This is a genomic window from Methylobacterium crusticola (assembly GCF_003574465.1).
GTDB lineage: Bacteria > Pseudomonadota > Alphaproteobacteria > Rhizobiales > Beijerinckiaceae > Methylobacterium > Methylobacterium crusticola.
Genome location: NZ_QOWC01000005.1, coordinates 59,545 through 74,416, shown reverse-complemented (window position 1 = coordinate 74,416; position 14,872 = coordinate 59,545). Strand labels below are relative to the sequence as shown.

The 14,872-nt window shown below is 73.3% G+C and carries 14 protein-coding genes; 5 read left to right on the top strand and 9 right to left on the bottom strand.

The features are described from left to right. Positions 1–113 precede the first annotated feature (113 nt). Positions 114–1,904 (top strand): ABC transporter ATP-binding protein, encoded by a 1,791-nt coding sequence (locus DT057_RS08375; protein WP_128561629.1) that lies wholly within the window; start codon positions 114–116, stop codon positions 1,902–1,904. A 159-nt stretch (positions 1,905–2,063) separates the two neighbouring features. On the opposite strand, the gene DT057_RS08370 is transcribed toward DT057_RS08375, so the two are convergent. Beyond that, positions 2,064–2,789, bottom strand: a complete 726-nt coding sequence (locus tag DT057_RS08370; protein WP_128561628.1) for a fused DSP-PTPase phosphatase/NAD kinase-like protein — start codon at positions 2,787–2,789, stop codon at positions 2,064–2,066. Positions 2,790–2,995: 206 nt separating this feature from the next. Between DT057_RS08370 and DT057_RS08365 the strand changes: the two genes are divergently transcribed. Next, a complete protein-coding gene (locus DT057_RS08365) occupies positions 2,996–3,502 on the top strand; it encodes a GNAT family N-acetyltransferase (protein WP_128561627.1) in 507 nt (168 codons plus the stop codon). A 130-nt stretch (positions 3,503–3,632) separates the two neighbouring features. After that, positions 3,633–4,163 carry an inorganic diphosphatase gene (gene ppa, locus DT057_RS08360; protein ID WP_128561626.1) on the top strand — a complete coding sequence of 177 codons (531 nt, stop codon included), beginning with the start codon at positions 3,633–3,635 and terminating at the stop codon, positions 4,161–4,163. A gap of 57 nt (positions 4,164–4,220) precedes the next feature. On the opposite strand, the gene DT057_RS08355 is transcribed toward ppa, so the two are convergent. From DT057_RS08355 to DT057_RS08325, 6 genes are all read right to left on the bottom strand, one after another. Continuing rightward, positions 4,221–4,439 carry a hypothetical protein gene (locus DT057_RS08355; RefSeq protein WP_128561625.1) on the bottom strand — a complete coding sequence of 73 codons (219 nt, stop codon included), beginning with the start codon at positions 4,437–4,439 and terminating at the stop codon, positions 4,221–4,223. Positions 4,440–4,620: 181 nt separating this feature from the next. Beyond that, positions 4,621–5,193, bottom strand: a complete 573-nt coding sequence (locus DT057_RS08345) for a GbsR/MarR family transcriptional regulator (RefSeq protein ID WP_128561623.1) — start codon at positions 5,191–5,193, stop codon at positions 4,621–4,623. 18 nt (positions 5,194–5,211) lie between these two features. Beyond that, positions 5,212–5,343: a DUF2474 family protein gene (locus DT057_RS08340; RefSeq protein WP_128561622.1), complete on the bottom strand. Its 132-nt coding sequence runs from the start codon at positions 5,341–5,343 to the stop codon at positions 5,212–5,214. After that, a complete protein-coding gene (gene cydB, locus DT057_RS08335) occupies positions 5,343–6,350 on the bottom strand; it encodes a cytochrome d ubiquinol oxidase subunit II (RefSeq protein ID WP_128561621.1) in 1,008 nt (335 codons plus the stop codon). Before cydB ends, DT057_RS08340 begins: the two co-directional genes overlap by 1 nt. Before the next feature lie 7 nt (positions 6,351–6,357). Further along, positions 6,358–7,794 carry a cytochrome ubiquinol oxidase subunit I gene (locus DT057_RS08330; protein WP_128561620.1) on the bottom strand — a complete coding sequence of 479 codons (1,437 nt, stop codon included), beginning with the start codon at positions 7,792–7,794 and terminating at the stop codon, positions 6,358–6,360. Between the two features lie 127 nt (positions 7,795–7,921). Continuing rightward, positions 7,922–11,395 (bottom strand): indolepyruvate ferredoxin oxidoreductase family protein, encoded by a 3,474-nt coding sequence (locus DT057_RS08325; protein ID WP_128561619.1) that lies wholly within the window; start codon positions 11,393–11,395, stop codon positions 7,922–7,924. A gap of 125 nt (positions 11,396–11,520) precedes the next feature. On the opposite strand from DT057_RS08325, the gene DT057_RS08320 reads away from it, so the two are divergent. Continuing rightward, positions 11,521–12,000, top strand: coding sequence for an Lrp/AsnC family transcriptional regulator (locus DT057_RS08320; RefSeq protein ID WP_128561618.1), 480 nt, complete (start codon positions 11,521–11,523; stop codon positions 11,998–12,000). A gap of 105 nt (positions 12,001–12,105) precedes the next feature. Beyond that, positions 12,106–12,534, top strand: coding sequence for a DUF1810 domain-containing protein (locus DT057_RS08315; protein WP_128561617.1), 429 nt, complete (start codon positions 12,106–12,108; stop codon positions 12,532–12,534). A gap of 100 nt (positions 12,535–12,634) precedes the next feature. On the opposite strand, the gene DT057_RS08310 is transcribed toward DT057_RS08315, so the two are convergent. Together DT057_RS08310 and DT057_RS08305 are read right to left on the bottom strand one after the other, a co-directional pair. Next, positions 12,635–13,066: a Ros/MucR family transcriptional regulator gene (locus DT057_RS08310; protein ID WP_128561644.1), complete on the bottom strand. Its 432-nt coding sequence runs from the start codon at positions 13,064–13,066 to the stop codon at positions 12,635–12,637. A 452-nt stretch (positions 13,067–13,518) separates the two neighbouring features. Next, entirely contained in the window at positions 13,519–14,502 is a 984-nt protein-coding gene (locus DT057_RS08305) for a cation diffusion facilitator family transporter (RefSeq protein ID WP_128561616.1), read from the bottom strand. Positions 14,503–14,872 lie beyond the last annotated feature (370 nt).

The window sequence follows — 14,872 nt, the reverse complement described above, 5'->3', positions numbered from 1 at the left end:
GCCGGGATCGCGCCCGGCTCCCGGCCCGCGCAGGCCGGCCGCGCCGCGGCGAGCGTTGCCGCTCCGGGGAGCGCGTGCTAGCGCGACCGATCGCGGATCATGGGAACGGCCACATGGCGCGGCGCGCGCGCATCCGGGGTGACACGCTCCCCCTCCTGCTTCGGCTCTGGCGCGACTGGCTGCGCCCGCACGCCGCCACGCTCGCGGTGGTGCTGGTGCTGATCGCGGTGGTGGGGGGCGCCACCGGCTTCTACCCGGCCCTGATCAAGGGCGCCTTCGACGCCTTCGACGCCAAGGACGCCGCCGCACTGGCGTACGGGCCGGTCCTCGTCGTCGCGCTCACCTCCGTGCGGGGCTTCGCGCTCTTCGCCCAGACGGTGCTGACCAACCGGGTGGTGACGCGGATCGAGGCCGACATGCAGGCGGCGCTCTACGGCCACCTGATCGACGCCGACCTCGCCCAGCTCGGCCGCGAGAGCCCGGCGAGCCTGACCCAGCGCTTCACGACCGACTTCGCCTTCATCAAGGAGGCCCTCACCCGCATCTCGACCGTTCTCCTGCGCGACATCGCGATGCTCCTCGCCCTCGTCGCCGCGATGCTGTGGATGGACCCGTGGCTGACCCTGGTGGCGGCCGTGACGGTGCCGTTCATCGCCCAGCCGATCGCCCGGATCGGCAAGAAGCTGCGCCGGGTCTCGACCTCGACGCAGGAGCAGGTCGGCGCCACCGCGAGCCTGATCAGCGAGAGTCTCGCGGGCGCCCGGGTTGCCAAGACCTACGGGCTCGAGGGCTACCTCAAGGGCCGCACCGCCGCGGCCCTCGACGAGGTGCGCCGCCTCAAGATGAAGGCCGCCAACGCCCGCGGCCGTCTCGACCCGCTGCTGGAGGTGGGCGGCGGCTTCGCGGTGGCGGGCGTGCTCGCGTTCATCGGCCACCGCATCCTGTCGGGCGAGAAGACGGTCGGCGACTTCACCGGCTACGTCGCGGCCCTGCTCTTCGCCGCCCAGCCGGCGCGGGCGCTGGGCAACCTCAACGCCATCCTGCAGGAGGCCATGGCGGCCCTCGCCCGCACCCTCGCGCTCATGGACGAGGCCCCGCAGATCCGCGAGGCCCCGGGCGCCGGGGCGCTGCGGGTCGCGGGCGGCGAGGTCCGGTTCGAGGGCGTGCGCTTCCGCTACAGCGACGCCTCGCCGGCGCTCGAGGGCATCGACCTGACGGTGCCGGCCGGGCGCACGACCGCCCTCGTGGGCCGCTCAGGGTCGGGCAAGTCGACCCTGCTCTCCCTGGTGCCGCGCCTCTACGACGTCACGGAGGGCCGGGTCCTCGTCGACGGCCGGGACGTGCGCGACGTGACCCTCGCCTCCCTGCGCCGGGCGGTCGCGGTGGTGTCGCAGGACGTGGTCCTGTTCGACGACACGATCGCGCAGAACATCGCCTTCGGGCGCGAGGGCGCCACGCAGGCGGACATCGAGGCGGCGGCGCGCGCGGCCGCCGCGCACGGCTTCGTCACGGCCCGCCCCGAGGGCTACGGCTTCCGGGTCGGGCCCGGCGGCGGGCGGCTCTCGGGGGGCGAGCGCCAGCGCATCGCCCTCGCCCGCGCCTTCCTGCGCGACGCGCCGATCCTGCTCCTCGACGAGGCCACCTCGGCCCTCGACGCCGAGTCCGAGCAGCTCGTGCAGGCGGCCCTGACCCGGTTGATGCGGGGCCGCACCACCCTGGTGATCGCGCACCGCCTCTCGACCGTGCGCGACGCCGACCTGATCGTGACGCTCGAGGCCGGCCGCGTGGTCGAGACCGGCACCCACGCGGCGCTGATCGCCCGGGGCGGACCCTACGCCCGCCTGCACCGGATCCAGCTCAGCGACGACCGCGACGCGCAGGCCGCCGTGGCGGCCGCGCCCTGAAAGCCGCTCCCGGCGCCGTCCAGGCGGCGCCGGGCGCGGCGGCGCTTCCTCGCCTCAAGCCTGCGGGGCGGCTGGTTCGGGGTGACCTGCCGGGCAGTGGGCGCCGGCGGCGTGCCCGGCCCGGCGGACCGCGCGGAACCGGCCCGCGCCGCGGCCGGGTCACTCCCGGCGCAGCAGGCGGTCCACCACGACGTCGGACCAGAACCCGGCGCGGAAGTCGCGCCGCAGCGCGTCGGGGTCGTAGACGCGCTCGATCCAGTCGAGGAACCCGAGCCCCCGCGCCTCGCCCTCCGCGAGGTAGCGCTCGAAGAACGCGTCGAGGATGCCGGTCTTGGCGAAGCGGAAATGGCCGAAGCGCGGCGAGAGCTGCCGGGCCGCCTCGCGGACGGGCCGTCCCTCGTGCAGGATCAGGTAGAGGGCCGCCGCGAACCCCGCCCGGTCGGCGCCCGACTTGCAGTGCAGCACCGCCGGGTAGGCGATCCCGGCGAAGAAGTCGCGGGCGGCGAGCAGGGTCGCGCGGTCCGGCGCCTCGCGGGAGCGCACCACGAACTCGACGAGGGCGAGCCCCTCCCGCTCGCAGGCCTCGCGCTGGAGCTGCCACGAGCCGTGCTCGCGCCCGCCCCGCAGGGAGATCACGGTGCGCACGCCCCGGCGCCGGAACCAGGCCAGGTCGTGCGGCGCCGGCTGGGCCGAGCGCCACAGCCCGCCCCGCCCGACCTGGTGCCGGTTGAGGTAGGCGAGCCGGAAGACGCCGTGATCGACGAGCAGCATGTTGGCCCAGGCGCGGACCCGGCCGCCGGGGCCGACGATCGGCTTCTCCCAGCGGGCGATGCGGGCCATGCGCCGGGCGTAGCGGGTCTCGGGCGGAAGGAAGCGGTTGAGCACGCGGTCTGGCCAGGAACGGAGCCTCGGCGGCGGCGCCGAGACGATCGGACCGGCCGCGGCGGGACCCCGCCGCTCTACCAGCCGCGTGGCGCCTCCGCAACGACGGGGCGGGATGTGAGCCGGCGCACAAGCCTGGCATTGCGCTTGCTGGGTCATCTCCCGCATCCTCAGGGGATGATCCGTCGGTGAAGGTTCGGGGGGTGGCCGTGAGCACACAGGTCGTCAGCATCCGCAGGGCCCGCGAGCAGGATGCCGGGACGCTGTCGGAGGTCTTCGACGCCGCCTGGCGCGAGGCCTACCAGGGCATCATCCCGGGCGTCGCCCTCGACCGGATGCTGGCCCGGCGCGGGCCGCGCTGGTGGCGCTCGACGGTGGGGCGCAACCGGCCCCTCGTGGTGCTCGAGGTGGGCGAGGCCGTGGTCGGCTACGTCTCCTACGGCCGCTGCCGCGACCGGGCCCTGAGGGCCGACGGCGAGATCGACGAGATCTACCTCGCGCCGACCTACCAGGGCCTTGGCTACGGGACGCGCCTGTTCAGGGCCGTGCGCAACGACTTCGCCGACCGCGACGTCAACCGGGTGGCGGTGTGGTCGCTCGCCGAGAACGGCCGGGCCCGGGACTTCTACGAGCGCCTGGGGGGCCGCGCCATCGCCGAGGCGACGGACCGGATCGCCGGCGCCAACCTCGCCAAGGTCGCCTACCTGTTCGGCTGACCGCGGGGCCCCGGGCGCCTTGGCCCGCGGGGGCCGCCATCGTGGCATTGCCGTGCTTGTGCCGGCGCCCGCGGAACTCTATGGACGCCGCCAAGCAGGGGCGCTGCGCCCTTGAGCGGAGTCTCGTATCATGCGCCTCGACGCCATCTCCATCGGCAAGAACCCGCCCGACGACGTCAACGTCGTCATCGAGGTCCCGGTCGGCGGCGAGCCGATCAAGTACGAGATGGACAAGGAAGCCGGCACGCTGATCGTCGACCGCTTCCTCTACACGGCGATGCACTACCCGGGGAACTACGGCTTCATTCCCCACACCCTGTCGGGCGACGGCGACCCGTGCGACGTGCTGATCGCCAACACCCGCGCCATCGTGCCGGGCGCGGTCATGAGCGTGCGCCCGGTCGGCGTGCTGATCATGGAGGACAACGCCGGCGAGGACGAGAAGATCGTCGCGGTGCCGTCCCGCAACCTGACCAAGCGCTACGACCGGATCGAGAACTACACCGACCTGCCCGACATCACGATCCACCAGATCCAGCACTTCTTCGAGCACTACAAGGATCTCGAGCCCGGCAAGTGGGTGAAGATCGTGCGCTGGGGCGACAAGACCGAAGCCCACCGCCTGATCCTCGAGGGGATCGAGCGCGCCAACAAGGCGTGAGCGGCAGGCCGGGCGAGGCGGCCGGACGCGCACGGCCCGCCCTGCCCGGGCCGTCGTTCACCCGGCGCGCCGCACGTCCGGCCCGGCGGGCCTGCCCGCGGGGCGGGCCTTCGGCGCCGCCTCGTTGTAGGGCGCGTTGTAGCAGCGCCGGACCGAGGCCCAGTAGGCCTCGCGCTCCGTGGCCGGGAGGCGGCTCAGGGCCGCGTTGAGGGCTGCCTCGCCGGCGGCCGCCAGGCCGCGCAGCGGGTCGGGTGTCGCGTCGTGGGGGGTCGTCATGCCCGATCGGGTCCGAGCCTCTTGGGATCGCCCGCACCATGCCACAGCCGAGGTTGCGCTGCACGCGTTTCAATGACCCCGCGGGCGGGGCTTGGGGATTGCGGGCCCCGCCCGGCGGGGGGTGGGAACAGTGGGCCCTGCCCGGCGGGGCTCGGGGATCGCGCGCGCCCCGCGGGCGGCCTCAGGACGACGCCTTGCCCCGCGGCTTGCCGGGCACCACCATCACCCGGTCCTTCCACTCCAGGATCTTCTGGACCTTGGAGCCGAGGGTGAGGAGTTGCACCAGCCGCTCGGTCTCGAGGCGCTGCACGTCCGAGTACCAGCCGGAGAAGAGCTCGAACAGGTCGTGCATCTCCCGCAGGCGGTCTTGCGCGTGCCGCTCCTCCTCGGTCCGGGGCTCCTGCATCAGGATCTCGCGCAGCATGGTCAGGGTCGGGTCGACCTCGCGCTTCTTGCGCTCCTCCACCAGGGTGCGGACGATCTGCCAGATGTCGTCGGGCGTCGAGAAGTAGTCGCGCCGGTCCCCCGGCACGTGCTGGAGGCGCACGAGGTTCCAGGCCTGGAGCTCCTTCAGACCCATGCTGACGTTCGAGCGCGACAGCCCGAGCCGCTCCACGATCTCGTCGGCGTTCAGCGCCCGGTCGGAGACGAACAGCAGGGCGTAGATCTGCCCGACCGTGCGGTTGATGCCCCAGCGCGAGCCCATCTCCCCGAAGTGGAGCACGAAGGTCTGGACGAGGGGTGGAAGCTGCACGTGTTGAGGTCCTCGTCGTCAGCCGGCCCGGAGCCAGGCGCGCAGCAGCAGGGAGACGACGCCGAGCCCCAGCACGCTGCCGCCGTACAGGGCCGCGAACCAGGCGAGCCGCCGCCACAGGGGTTCCCGCCCGGCGGGAGGTGCGGCCATCAGTGGTAGCCCGCCGCGTCGACCTTCCCGCGGAACACCCAGTAGGAGTACGCGGTGTAGGCCAGGATGATCGGGATCAGGAATGCGGCCCCGACCAGCATGAAGATCTGGCTCGAGCGCGGCGAGGCCGCCTCCCAGATCGTCACCCGCCCGGGCACGATGTCCGGGAAGATGCTGATGCCGAGCCCCACGAACGAGAGCAGGAACAGCCCGAGGGCGATGAGGAACGGCGCCCGCTCGGCCCCGCCCCGGAGCAGGCGGAAGAACCCGAAGGTCGCGAGCGCCACCAGGATCGGCACCTGCGCGGTCAGCAGCACGCCCGGCATGGCGAACCAGCGCTGCCAGTACTTGCCCTCGAGGAACGGCGTCGCCGCGCTCACCGCCGCGATCGCCAGGACGGTGGCGCCGCCGAGCCAGAGGGCCAGCGTGCGGGCGCGCGCGTGCAGCGGGCCCTCCGTGCGCATGACGAGCCAGGTGGCGCCGAGCAGCGCGTAGCCGCAGACGAGGCCGACGCCCACGAGGAGGCTGAAGGGCGAGAGCCAGTCCCACCAGCCCCCCGCGTAGGCCCGGCCCTCGACCCGGATGCCCTGGAGCAGCGCCCCGAGGGCGATGCCCTGCGCCAGGGCCGCGACCAGCGAGCCGCCCGTGAAGGCGACGTCCCACAGGGCCCGGTGGCGGGGATCGCGCCAGCGGAACTCGAAGGCGACGCCGCGGAAGATCAGGCCGAGGAGCATGGCGATGATCGGCGCGTACAGGGCCGGCAGGATGATCGCGTAGGCGAGCGGGAAGGCGGCGAACAGCCCTCCCCCGCCGAGCACCAGCCAGGTCTCGTTGCCGTCCCAGACCGGCGCCACGGAGTTCATGGCGGTGTCGCGCTCCTCCCCCGGCCGGAAGGCCGGGAACAGGATGCCGATGCCGAGGTCGAAGCCGTCCATCACGATGTAGGCGAAGACCGCGAAGGCGATCACGAAGGCCCACACCACGGTGAGGTCGAGGGTCTCGATCATGCTGTCCTCACTCGGCCGGCTGCATGGCGCGACCCGGATCGACCGCGGGCGCCGGGGTGATGCCGGCGGTGCGGATCGGCCGGCCGGATTCGACGCCGTGCTCGCCGATATGCGGGGGCTTGCTCATCAGGCGCAGGATGTAGAGCACCCCCATGGCGAACACCGCGAAGTAGATCACCACGAACGCCACCAGCGAGGAGGCGACGGCCGGGGCCGAGAGCGGCGAGGCCGACTCGGCCGTCCGCAGCAGGCCGTAGACCGTGAAGGGCTGGCGGCCGACCTCGGTGGTGATCCATCCCGCCAGCACCGCCACGAAGCCGGCCGGGCCCATCGCCAGGGCGAAGCGGTGGAGGGCCGGCCACTCGTAGAGCCGTCCCTTCAGGCGGGCCCACAGGCTCACCAGCCCGAGGAGCAGGATGGTGAAGCCGAGCCCGACCATCACCCGGAACGACCAGAACACCACCGGCACCGGCGGCCAGTTCGCCCGCGGCACGGTGTCGAGGCCCTTCATGGGCTCGTTCAGGCCGTGCTTGAGGATCAGCGAGGACAGTTTCGGGATCTCGACGGCGTACCGGACGGTGCCGGCGGCCTCGTCGGGCCAGCCGAACAGGACGAGGGGCGCGCCGTCCGGGTGGCTCGCGAAGTGGCCCTCCATGGCCATCACCTTGGCCGGCTGGTGCTCCAGGGTGTTGAGCCCGTGGGCGTCGCCGGCGAGGATCTGGACCGGCGCCACCAGGGCGGCCATCCACATCGCCATCGAGAACATCGTGCGGGCGCCCTCGGTCGCGCCGCCGACCGCGCGCCGGCGGTCGCGCAGCAGGTGCCAGGCCCCGACGGCGCCCACCACCAGGGCCGTCGTCAGGTAGGCGGCCAGCACCATGTGGACGAGGCGGTAGGGGAAGGACGGGTTGAACACGATCGCCCACCAGTCCTCCGGCACGAACTGGCCCTGCGCGTTGGTGCCGTAGCCCTGGGGCGTGTGCATCCAGGAATTCACCGACAGGATCCAGAAGGCCGAGAAGAAGGTCCCGGCCGCGACGGCGAGCGTCGCCAGGAAGTGCAGGCGCGGCCCGACCTTGCGCATCCCGAACAGCATCACGCCGAGGAAGCCGGCCTCGAGGAAGAACGCCGAGAGCACCTCGTAGGCCATCATCGGCCCGAGCACCGGGCCGGCCTTGTCGGAGAACACCGACCAGTTGGTGCCGAACTGGTACGACATCACGAGGCCGGAGACGACGCCCATCGCGAAGGCGACGGCGAAGATCTTGATCCAGTACTTGAACAGGTCGAGGTAGACCGCCCGGCCCGTGGCGAGCCAGAGGCCCTCGAGCACCGCGAGGTAGCTCGCCAGCCCGATCGAGAAGGCCGGGAAGATGATGTGGAACGCCACCGTGAAACCGAACTGGATTCGGGCAAGAAGCAGCGCGTCGAGGTTTGACAGCATGGCCGCCCTCTGTGGGACCTGATCGCCGGGCAGTTTCGTCTTTTCAGGAATTCCTGAAAAGACGAAACTGCCGCGGCGGATCGACGCCGAGGCCGCGCGCGGCCCGGCGGCGCCCGGGCCCGCGGCGTCAGCCCGCCCGCGACAGGACCGGCGCCGGGTCGTTCCCCGCCCGCGCCGCCGCGAGCAGTTCCTCGGTGCGCGCCGCCCAGGCCGCCATCGCCCTGGCCTTCACCGGCCCGAAGCCGCGGATCTCCTGGGGGGCGGCGAGGAGCGCGCGCAGGAGGCCGGGATCGGCCGTCCCGAGGAGCCCCAGGGCGGCGTCGATCTGGCCCTCGTAGCGGTCGAGCAGGGCCCGCTCCGCCCGCCGCTCCGCGCTCAGCCGCAGGGGATCGAGGGCGGTGCCGCGCAGCCCCCGCAGGGCCGCGAGGCCGCGCAGGACCGGGAGCAGCCAGGGCCCGAACGCCCGCTTGCGCGGCTCGCTCTCGCCCGGGCGGGTCCGGGCGAGCAGCGGGGGCGCGAGGTGGAAGGTCGGGCGGACCGCGCCCTCGAACTCGCGGGCGAGGCGGGCGTGGAAGGCCGGGTCGGCGTGGAGCCGGGCGACCTCGTACTCGTCCTTGACCGCCATCAGCTTGAACAGGCTGCGGGCCACGGCCTCGGCCAGGACCGCGGTGCCGTGGGCGGCCCGTTCGGCCCGGCGCACGGCCTCGACCCGCACCCGGTAGCGCTGCGCGTAGCGCGCGTCCTGGTAGGCGGTGAGGAACTCGGCCCGGCGGGCGACGAGGGCCTCGAGGGTCTCGGCCGGGGCGGGGCGCTCCGGCGCCGCGAGGTGGCTCTCGACGAAGCCCGGATCGGCCGCGAGCAGCCGGCCCCAGGCGAGCGCCAGCCGGTTGGCCTCGACCGCGACGCCGTTGAGGCGCAGAGCCTGCTCCAGGGCGGCGAGGGAGACCGGCACGAGGCCGCACTGCCAGGCGTAGCCGAGGAGCAGCACGTTGGCGCCCTGCGCGTCGCCGAGGAGCCGCTCGGCCGAGGCCTGGGCGTCGAGGCAGCGCAGGGCGTCCGGGCCGACGCGGCGGGCGAGGAGGCCCGCGAGCATCCGGGTGTCGACCCGCGCGCCGGGGTCGCGCAGGGTCGCGCCGGTCGGGATCTCGTGGGTGTTGGCGACGATCCGGGTGCGGGCGGGATCGATCACCGCGCCGGCATCGCGGCTCGCCGCCACGACGAGGTCGCAGGCCAGGACCGCGTCGGCCCGGCCGCGGTCGATCCGGACCTGGTGCAGGGCCTCCGGCTCGGCGGCGAGGCGCACGAAGGACAGGACCTGCCCGCCCTTCTGGGCAAAGCCCATGAAGTCGAGGACGCTGGCGCCCCGTCCCTCGAGGTGGGCCGCCATGGTGACGAGGGCGCCGACCGTGACGATCCCGGTGCCGCCGACCCCCGCCACGAGGATCTCGTAGGGCTCCGGCCCGAGGCGGGCCTCCGGCTGCGCCAGCCCGCCGGCCCGCGCCAGGACCTCGGCCGGGGCGAGGTCGACGCCGGGGCGGCGGCGCGGCGCGGCGCCCTCCAGGGTGACGAAGGACGGGCAGAAGCCCTTGAGGCAGGAGAGATCGACGTTGCAGGAGGACTGGTCGACGGTGCGCTTGCGGCCGAACTCGGTCTCGAGCGGCACGACCGAGAGGCAGTTCGACTTCGCCTGGCAGTCGCCGCAGCCCTCGCAGACGAGGTCGTTGATCACCACGCGCCGCGTCGGCGCCGGCGCGCGGCCGCGCTTGCGGCGCCGGCGCGCCTCCGTGGCGCAGGTCTGGTCGTAGATCAGCACCGTGACGCCCGGGATCTCGCGCAGCTCGCGCTGGACCGCGTCGAGGTCGTCGCGGTGGTGCAGGGTCACGCCGGGGGCGAGCGGGTCGCGGCGCGCCGCCGCCGCGACCCGCGCGGGATCCTCCGACACCACGACGACGCGGCGCACCCCCTCGCCGGCGACGAGCCGGGTGATCTGCGGCACGCTCAGGGCGCCGTCGACGGGCTGCCCCCCGGTCATCGCCACGGCGTCGTTGTAGAGGATCTTGTAGGTGATGCTGGCGCCGCTCGCGACCGCCTGCCGGATCGCCACGTGGCCGGAATGGAAGTAGGTGCCGTCGCCGAGGTTCTGGAACACGTGGGCCTGCCGGGTGAACGGCGCCTGGCCGGTCCAGTCGACGCCCTCCCCGCCCATCGGCACGATGCCGGTGGTGTCGCGCTCCATCCAGTTCGCCATGAAGTGGCAGCCGATGCCGGCGCGCGCCTGCGACCCCTCCGGCACCCGGGTCGAGGTGTTGTGCGGGCAGCCCGAGCAGAAGTAGGGCGTGCGCACGGGCAGGCCGGGGGCCGGCGGCCCGGGCGGCGCCGGGGCGGCCGGCTCGGTCGCCGCGAGCCCGAGGCGCCGCAGGCGCGCGGCGAGCAGCCCGGCGAGGCGCGAGGGGCGCAGTTCGTCCACCTCGGGCACCAGCGGGGCACCGGTCTCGTCGCGCTTGCCGACGATCGTCGGCCGGCGCCCGGCCGGGAGGTTGTAGAGCGCGTCCTTGAGCTGGCGCTCGACGAGGCCGGCCTTCTCCTCGACGACCAGCACCGTCTCGACGCCGGCCGCGAGCGCCGACAGGCCCGCGACGTCGAGGGGGTAGACGAGGCCGACCTTCAGGACCGCGACCCCGGCGGCCGCGAGGGCCGGCGCGTCGTAGCCGAGGCGCCGCAGGGCCTCCATGGCGTCGCCGTGGGCCTTGCCCACCGTGACGAGGAGGAGCCGGGGCCGCTCGGGCGCCACCACCAGCCGGTCGAGGGGGTTCGCCCGCGCGAAGGCCCGCACCGCCTCGAGCTTCGCCATGGCCCGCGCCTCGAGGTCCATGCCCGGCAGGTCGGGCCAGCGGATGTGCAGGCCGCCGGGCGGCGGCGCGAGGTCCGGCGCCGCGAAGACCGGCGGCGGCGCGAGCGCGACGGAGGCCGCGCCCTCCACCACCTCCGAGATCGCCTTGAAGCCGACCCAGGCGCCGGAGGCCCGGGAGGCGGCGAAGCCCCAGAGCCCGAAGGCGACGTACTCGGCGATGCTCGCCGGATGGATCACCGGCAGGTGCCAGGCCATCAGGGCGAGGTCGCTCTGGTGGGACATCGACGACGAGACGCAGCCGTGATCGTCGCCGGCCACCACCAGCACGCCGCCCTTCGGGCTCGCCCCGTAGGCGTTGCCGTGCCGGATCGCGTCGCCGGAGCGGTCGACGCCCGGTCCCTTGCCGTACCAGAGGCCGAACACGCCCTCCACGGTGGCGTTCGGGTCGATCCCGACCCGCTGCGTGCCGAGGAGCGCCGTCGCCGCGAGATCCTCGTTGATCGCGGGCTGGAAGCGGATGCCGGCGGCCTCGAGCCGCGTGCGGGCGCGCCACATCTCCTGGTCGACGGCGCCGAGGGGCGAGCCGCGATAGCCCGTGACGAAGCCCGCGGTGGCGTGCCCGTCGCGGCGGTCGAGGGCCGCCTGCTCCAGCACCAGCCGCACCAGCGCCTGCGTGCCCGTCAGGTAGACCCGGCCGGCCTCCCGCGCGAAGCGGTCGTCGAGGCGGTAGGCGACGTCGATCTCGGGCATCGGGCAGGTCCTCTCCTGGCCGTCAGGCTATGCCCGGCCGCGGGGCAAAACCTGCCTCTTTGCTTCCCGGAACCGCGGGAGCGCGGTATGGATCGCCCTCGACGCGGCCGGACCGGGACGGAATCATGCCTCAAGGCGGGGAGACGCTGGACCGCTTCGAGCGGGCGATCCTCGACGCGCTCCAGGACGACGCCCGCCTGTCGGTCCAGGACCTGTCGCAGCGCATCGGCCTCTCGACCTCGCCGACCTGGCGCCGGCTGAAGGCGCTGGAGGAACGGGGCGTCATCCGGGGCTACGTCGCGCTCGCCGATCCGGCGGCACTCGGCTTCGGCCAGTGCGTCTTCGCCCACGTCACGCTGATCAAGCACGACCGGGACGGCGTCGCCGATTTCGAGCGCTCGATCAGCCGCCGGCCGGAGGTGCTCGAATGCTTCTCGACCACCGGGCAGGCGGATTACCTGCTGCGCGTCGTGGTCCGCGACGCGCAGCACTACGAGCGCTTCCTCCAGGAGGCGGTGTTCTCGTGCCCGGCGGTGCAGCAGATCCACTCGAACTTCGCCCTGCGGGAGGTGAAGTTCAGCGTCAAGGTCCCGGCCCTGCCCTGAGGGCCTGGCCCTGCCCTGAGGGCCTGCCCCCCTCGCCGGGCCGCGGCGCGGGCCCGGGCCGCGGCCGTCCTTTCCGGGCGGGCTTCCCGGGTGTAGCCTCCCGGGATGTCGGACGCCTTCGATCTCGACCGCTTCGTGCAGGCCCAGGATCCCGTCCTGGCGCAGGTCCGCCAGGAGCTGGGCGAGGGCCGCAAGCGCAGCCACTGGATGTGGTTCGTCTTCCCGCAGCTGAGGGGCCTCGGCCACAGCGCCATGGCGCAGCGCTACGCCATCGCGTCCCTGGCCGAGGCGCAGGCCTACCTGGCGCACCCCGTGCTCGGGCCCCGCCTCGCCGAGCTGACGCGGCTCGTCACCGAGAGCGCGGCGCGGTCCGCCCACGCCCTCTTCGGCAGCCCGGACGACCTGAAATTCCACTCCTCGATGACGCTGTTCGCGGCCGCCCATCCCGGCGGCTCCGGGTTCCGGGACGCCCTCGACCGCTACTACGGCGGCGTCCCGGACGAGGCGACGATGCGGCGCCTGGCGGCGGACTGACGGCCCGGCTCCGCGCGCCTGCTCACGCCCCTCCCGGTCGGCGCGGTCGCGACGGCGCCGGGCCCGCTCCCCGGGCGACGGCCCGGGGGTTCCTGCCCGCTCAGCCCTTGCGGCCGCGGTTCTTGCGCTGCTGGCCGAGGCCGATGCTCTTGGCGAGTTCGCTGCGTTGCGCCGCGTAGTTCGCCGCCACCATCGGGTAGTCGTGCGGCAGGCCCCATTTCTGGCGGTACTGCTCGGGGGTGAGCCCGCGGGTGGTGAGGTGGCGCTTGAGCGACTTGTAGGGCTTGCCGTCCTCGAGGCTGATGATGTGGTCCGGCGTGACCGTCTTGCGGATCGGGACCGGCGGCGTGAGCTTCTCGGGCTCGGGAGGGGGCGGGTTGTTGAGGTTCTGGAGGGCGGCGTGAACCGATCCCAGGAGGCCCGCGAGCTCGCCCACCGGCACGGAGTTCTTCGACACGTAGGCCGACACGATGTCGGCCGTCAGCGCGACGAGGGTGCCTGTGTCCTGATCCTGACTTTCCACGTCTGACATCATATCATTTCCGATTGGCGAGTGTTGCTGACGCGGGAGCCGGCTCCGTGACCATCGTTCTGGGCCGCCTCTCGATCTTCTTCTTGGCGCGACCGCCCGAACTGGTGGCGGGCCACCGCGCGATACCCAGTCTTGTTGACGGGTTAATGCCTGCTCTGCAAGCTCGCCTCAGCAGCAACCGTGATCGTAATACGTAGTTTCTGTGGATTTCATCGACTGCGTAACGTGTTGTATACACCTAGGGTTGCAGTCATTCTGAAAACAACGCCCAAAATTGCATAAACATATCCGTAAATTTACAGGTATTGCTTCCTACACTTAGGAAAACCTGCCCGGTCGATGTGCGCGATCGAAGCGGCGGCCTGACGCTGTGCCGCGCGGCCCCCGGCTCCCGGGTTCGATTGCGCGGCGCCCGGGCGGGGCCGCGCCTGGTCTCTGGAGCGGCGCCGGCGTCAGTCGACCGGAAGGGCGCCGCTCGGCAGGCGATCGTCGGTCCGCGCGGGCACGCGGGACTGGATCTCGACGAAGACCCGCGTGACCTTGGGGCTGGCCTCGCGCATCCTGGCGTCCAACCTGTCCACCAGCTTCTCGATCTCTCCGGCGCGCATCGCGTCGTCGAGGTCGAGACTGATGTTGACGAGCACGTCCTTGGGTCCGAGGTGCTGGGTCAGGACCTCGTTGACGTGGCGCACCGCGGGCTCGGTGCGCACGATGTCCCGGATCGCCGCGACGAGGTCCGGCTCCGCCGCCTCGCCGATGAGGAGGCCGTGGGTCTCGATCATCAGGAACGCCGCCATCCCGATCAGGATCAACCCGATGACGATCGAGGCCCAGCCGTCGAGGGAGGGCCGGTCCAGCACCTCCGCCAGGACGACGCCCGCGACCGCCACCACGAGCCCGAGCAGGGCCGCCACGTCCTCGACCAGCACGGTGAACAGGGCCGGATCCTTGCTGCGCCGGATCGCGGTGATCGGCGGCAGCGGCCCTTTCTCGCCCCAGAACGCCCGCAGGGCCACGGCGCAGGAATAGCCCTCGGCCGCGACCGAGAAGCCCAGGATGGCGAGGTTGATCCAGAAGCCCGGGATCGTGCGCCCGAGGATCACCGCGTCGACGGCGCGCTCGGGATGCCCGATCTTGTGCCAGCCCTCGTAGATCGCGAAGGCGCCGCCGCCGAGGAAGATCAGCAGCGCCACCAGGAAGGCGTAGAAGTAGACCTCGCGGCCGTAACCGAAGGGATGGCGGGCATCGGCCGGCTTCCTCGCCTTCTTCAGGCCCACGAGGAGCAGGAGCTGGTTGGCGGTGTCGACCACCGAGTGCACGCCCTCGGCCAGCATGGCGCTGCTGCCCGTGAGGGCGCTGCCGGCGAACTTGGCCACCGCGATGGCGAGGTTGGCGCCCGCGGCAGTGTAGATGGCGCCGTTGCTCTCGTGGGCCATGGGGCCGCTCCCTCGGTGGCGATGCGCAGGCAGGCCGGCGCGGCCGGCGGCATCCCGGGCCGGCGAGCGTGGCCGTGCCGGCGCCGCGGGCTAACGCGGGAAGCCGCGGGCGGGTTCACGGCCGCGGGCCCGGAGGGTCCGGTGGGGTTCGGCGCCGCCCCGGGAGGGCCCCGCCCTCAGGGGCCCCCGCCGTCACGGCGACACGCGCCTCGAGGGCCGCCGCGAGCCCGGCTTTGCGCACGACCTCGATCGGGCGGTCGGCGGCGGCGGCGATCAGCGTGACCTGCCCGACCTCGCGGGCGTTCTCGATCACCGGCGCGCTGAGGCGCCGGAACCTTGACGATTCCCCGCCGGGACGAAGTGACCCCCG

Coding starts and splice junctions, on each gene's coding strand:
- DT057_RS08375 (WP_128561629.1), top strand. CDS start 114: ATGGCGCGGCGCGCGCGCATCCGGGGTGACACGCTCCCCCTCCTGCTT.
- ppa (WP_128561626.1), top strand. CDS start 3,633: ATGCGCCTCGACGCCATCTCCATCGGCAAGAACCCGCCCGACGACGTC.
- DT057_RS08355 (WP_128561625.1), bottom strand. CDS start 4,439: ATGACGACCCCCCACGACGCGACACCCGACCCGCTGCGCGGCCTGGCG.
- DT057_RS08340 (WP_128561622.1), bottom strand. CDS start 5,343: ATGGCCGCACCTCCCGCCGGGCGGGAACCCCTGTGGCGGCGGCTCGCC.
- cydB (WP_128561621.1), bottom strand. CDS start 6,350: ATGATCGAGACCCTCGACCTCACCGTGGTGTGGGCCTTCGTGATCGCC.
- DT057_RS08330 (WP_128561620.1), bottom strand. CDS start 7,794: ATGCTGTCAAACCTCGACGCGCTGCTTCTTGCCCGAATCCAGTTCGGT.
- DT057_RS08325 (WP_128561619.1), bottom strand. CDS start 11,395: ATGCCCGAGATCGACGTCGCCTACCGCCTCGACGACCGCTTCGCGCGG.
- DT057_RS08320 (WP_128561618.1), top strand. CDS start 11,521: ATGCCTCAAGGCGGGGAGACGCTGGACCGCTTCGAGCGGGCGATCCTC.
- DT057_RS08315 (WP_128561617.1), top strand. CDS start 12,106: ATGTCGGACGCCTTCGATCTCGACCGCTTCGTGCAGGCCCAGGATCCC.
- DT057_RS08310 (WP_128561644.1), bottom strand. CDS start 13,066: ATGTCAGACGTGGAAAGTCAGGATCAGGACACAGGCACCCTCGTCGCG.
- DT057_RS08305 (WP_128561616.1), bottom strand. CDS start 14,502: ATGGCCCACGAGAGCAACGGCGCCATCTACACTGCCGCGGGCGCCAAC.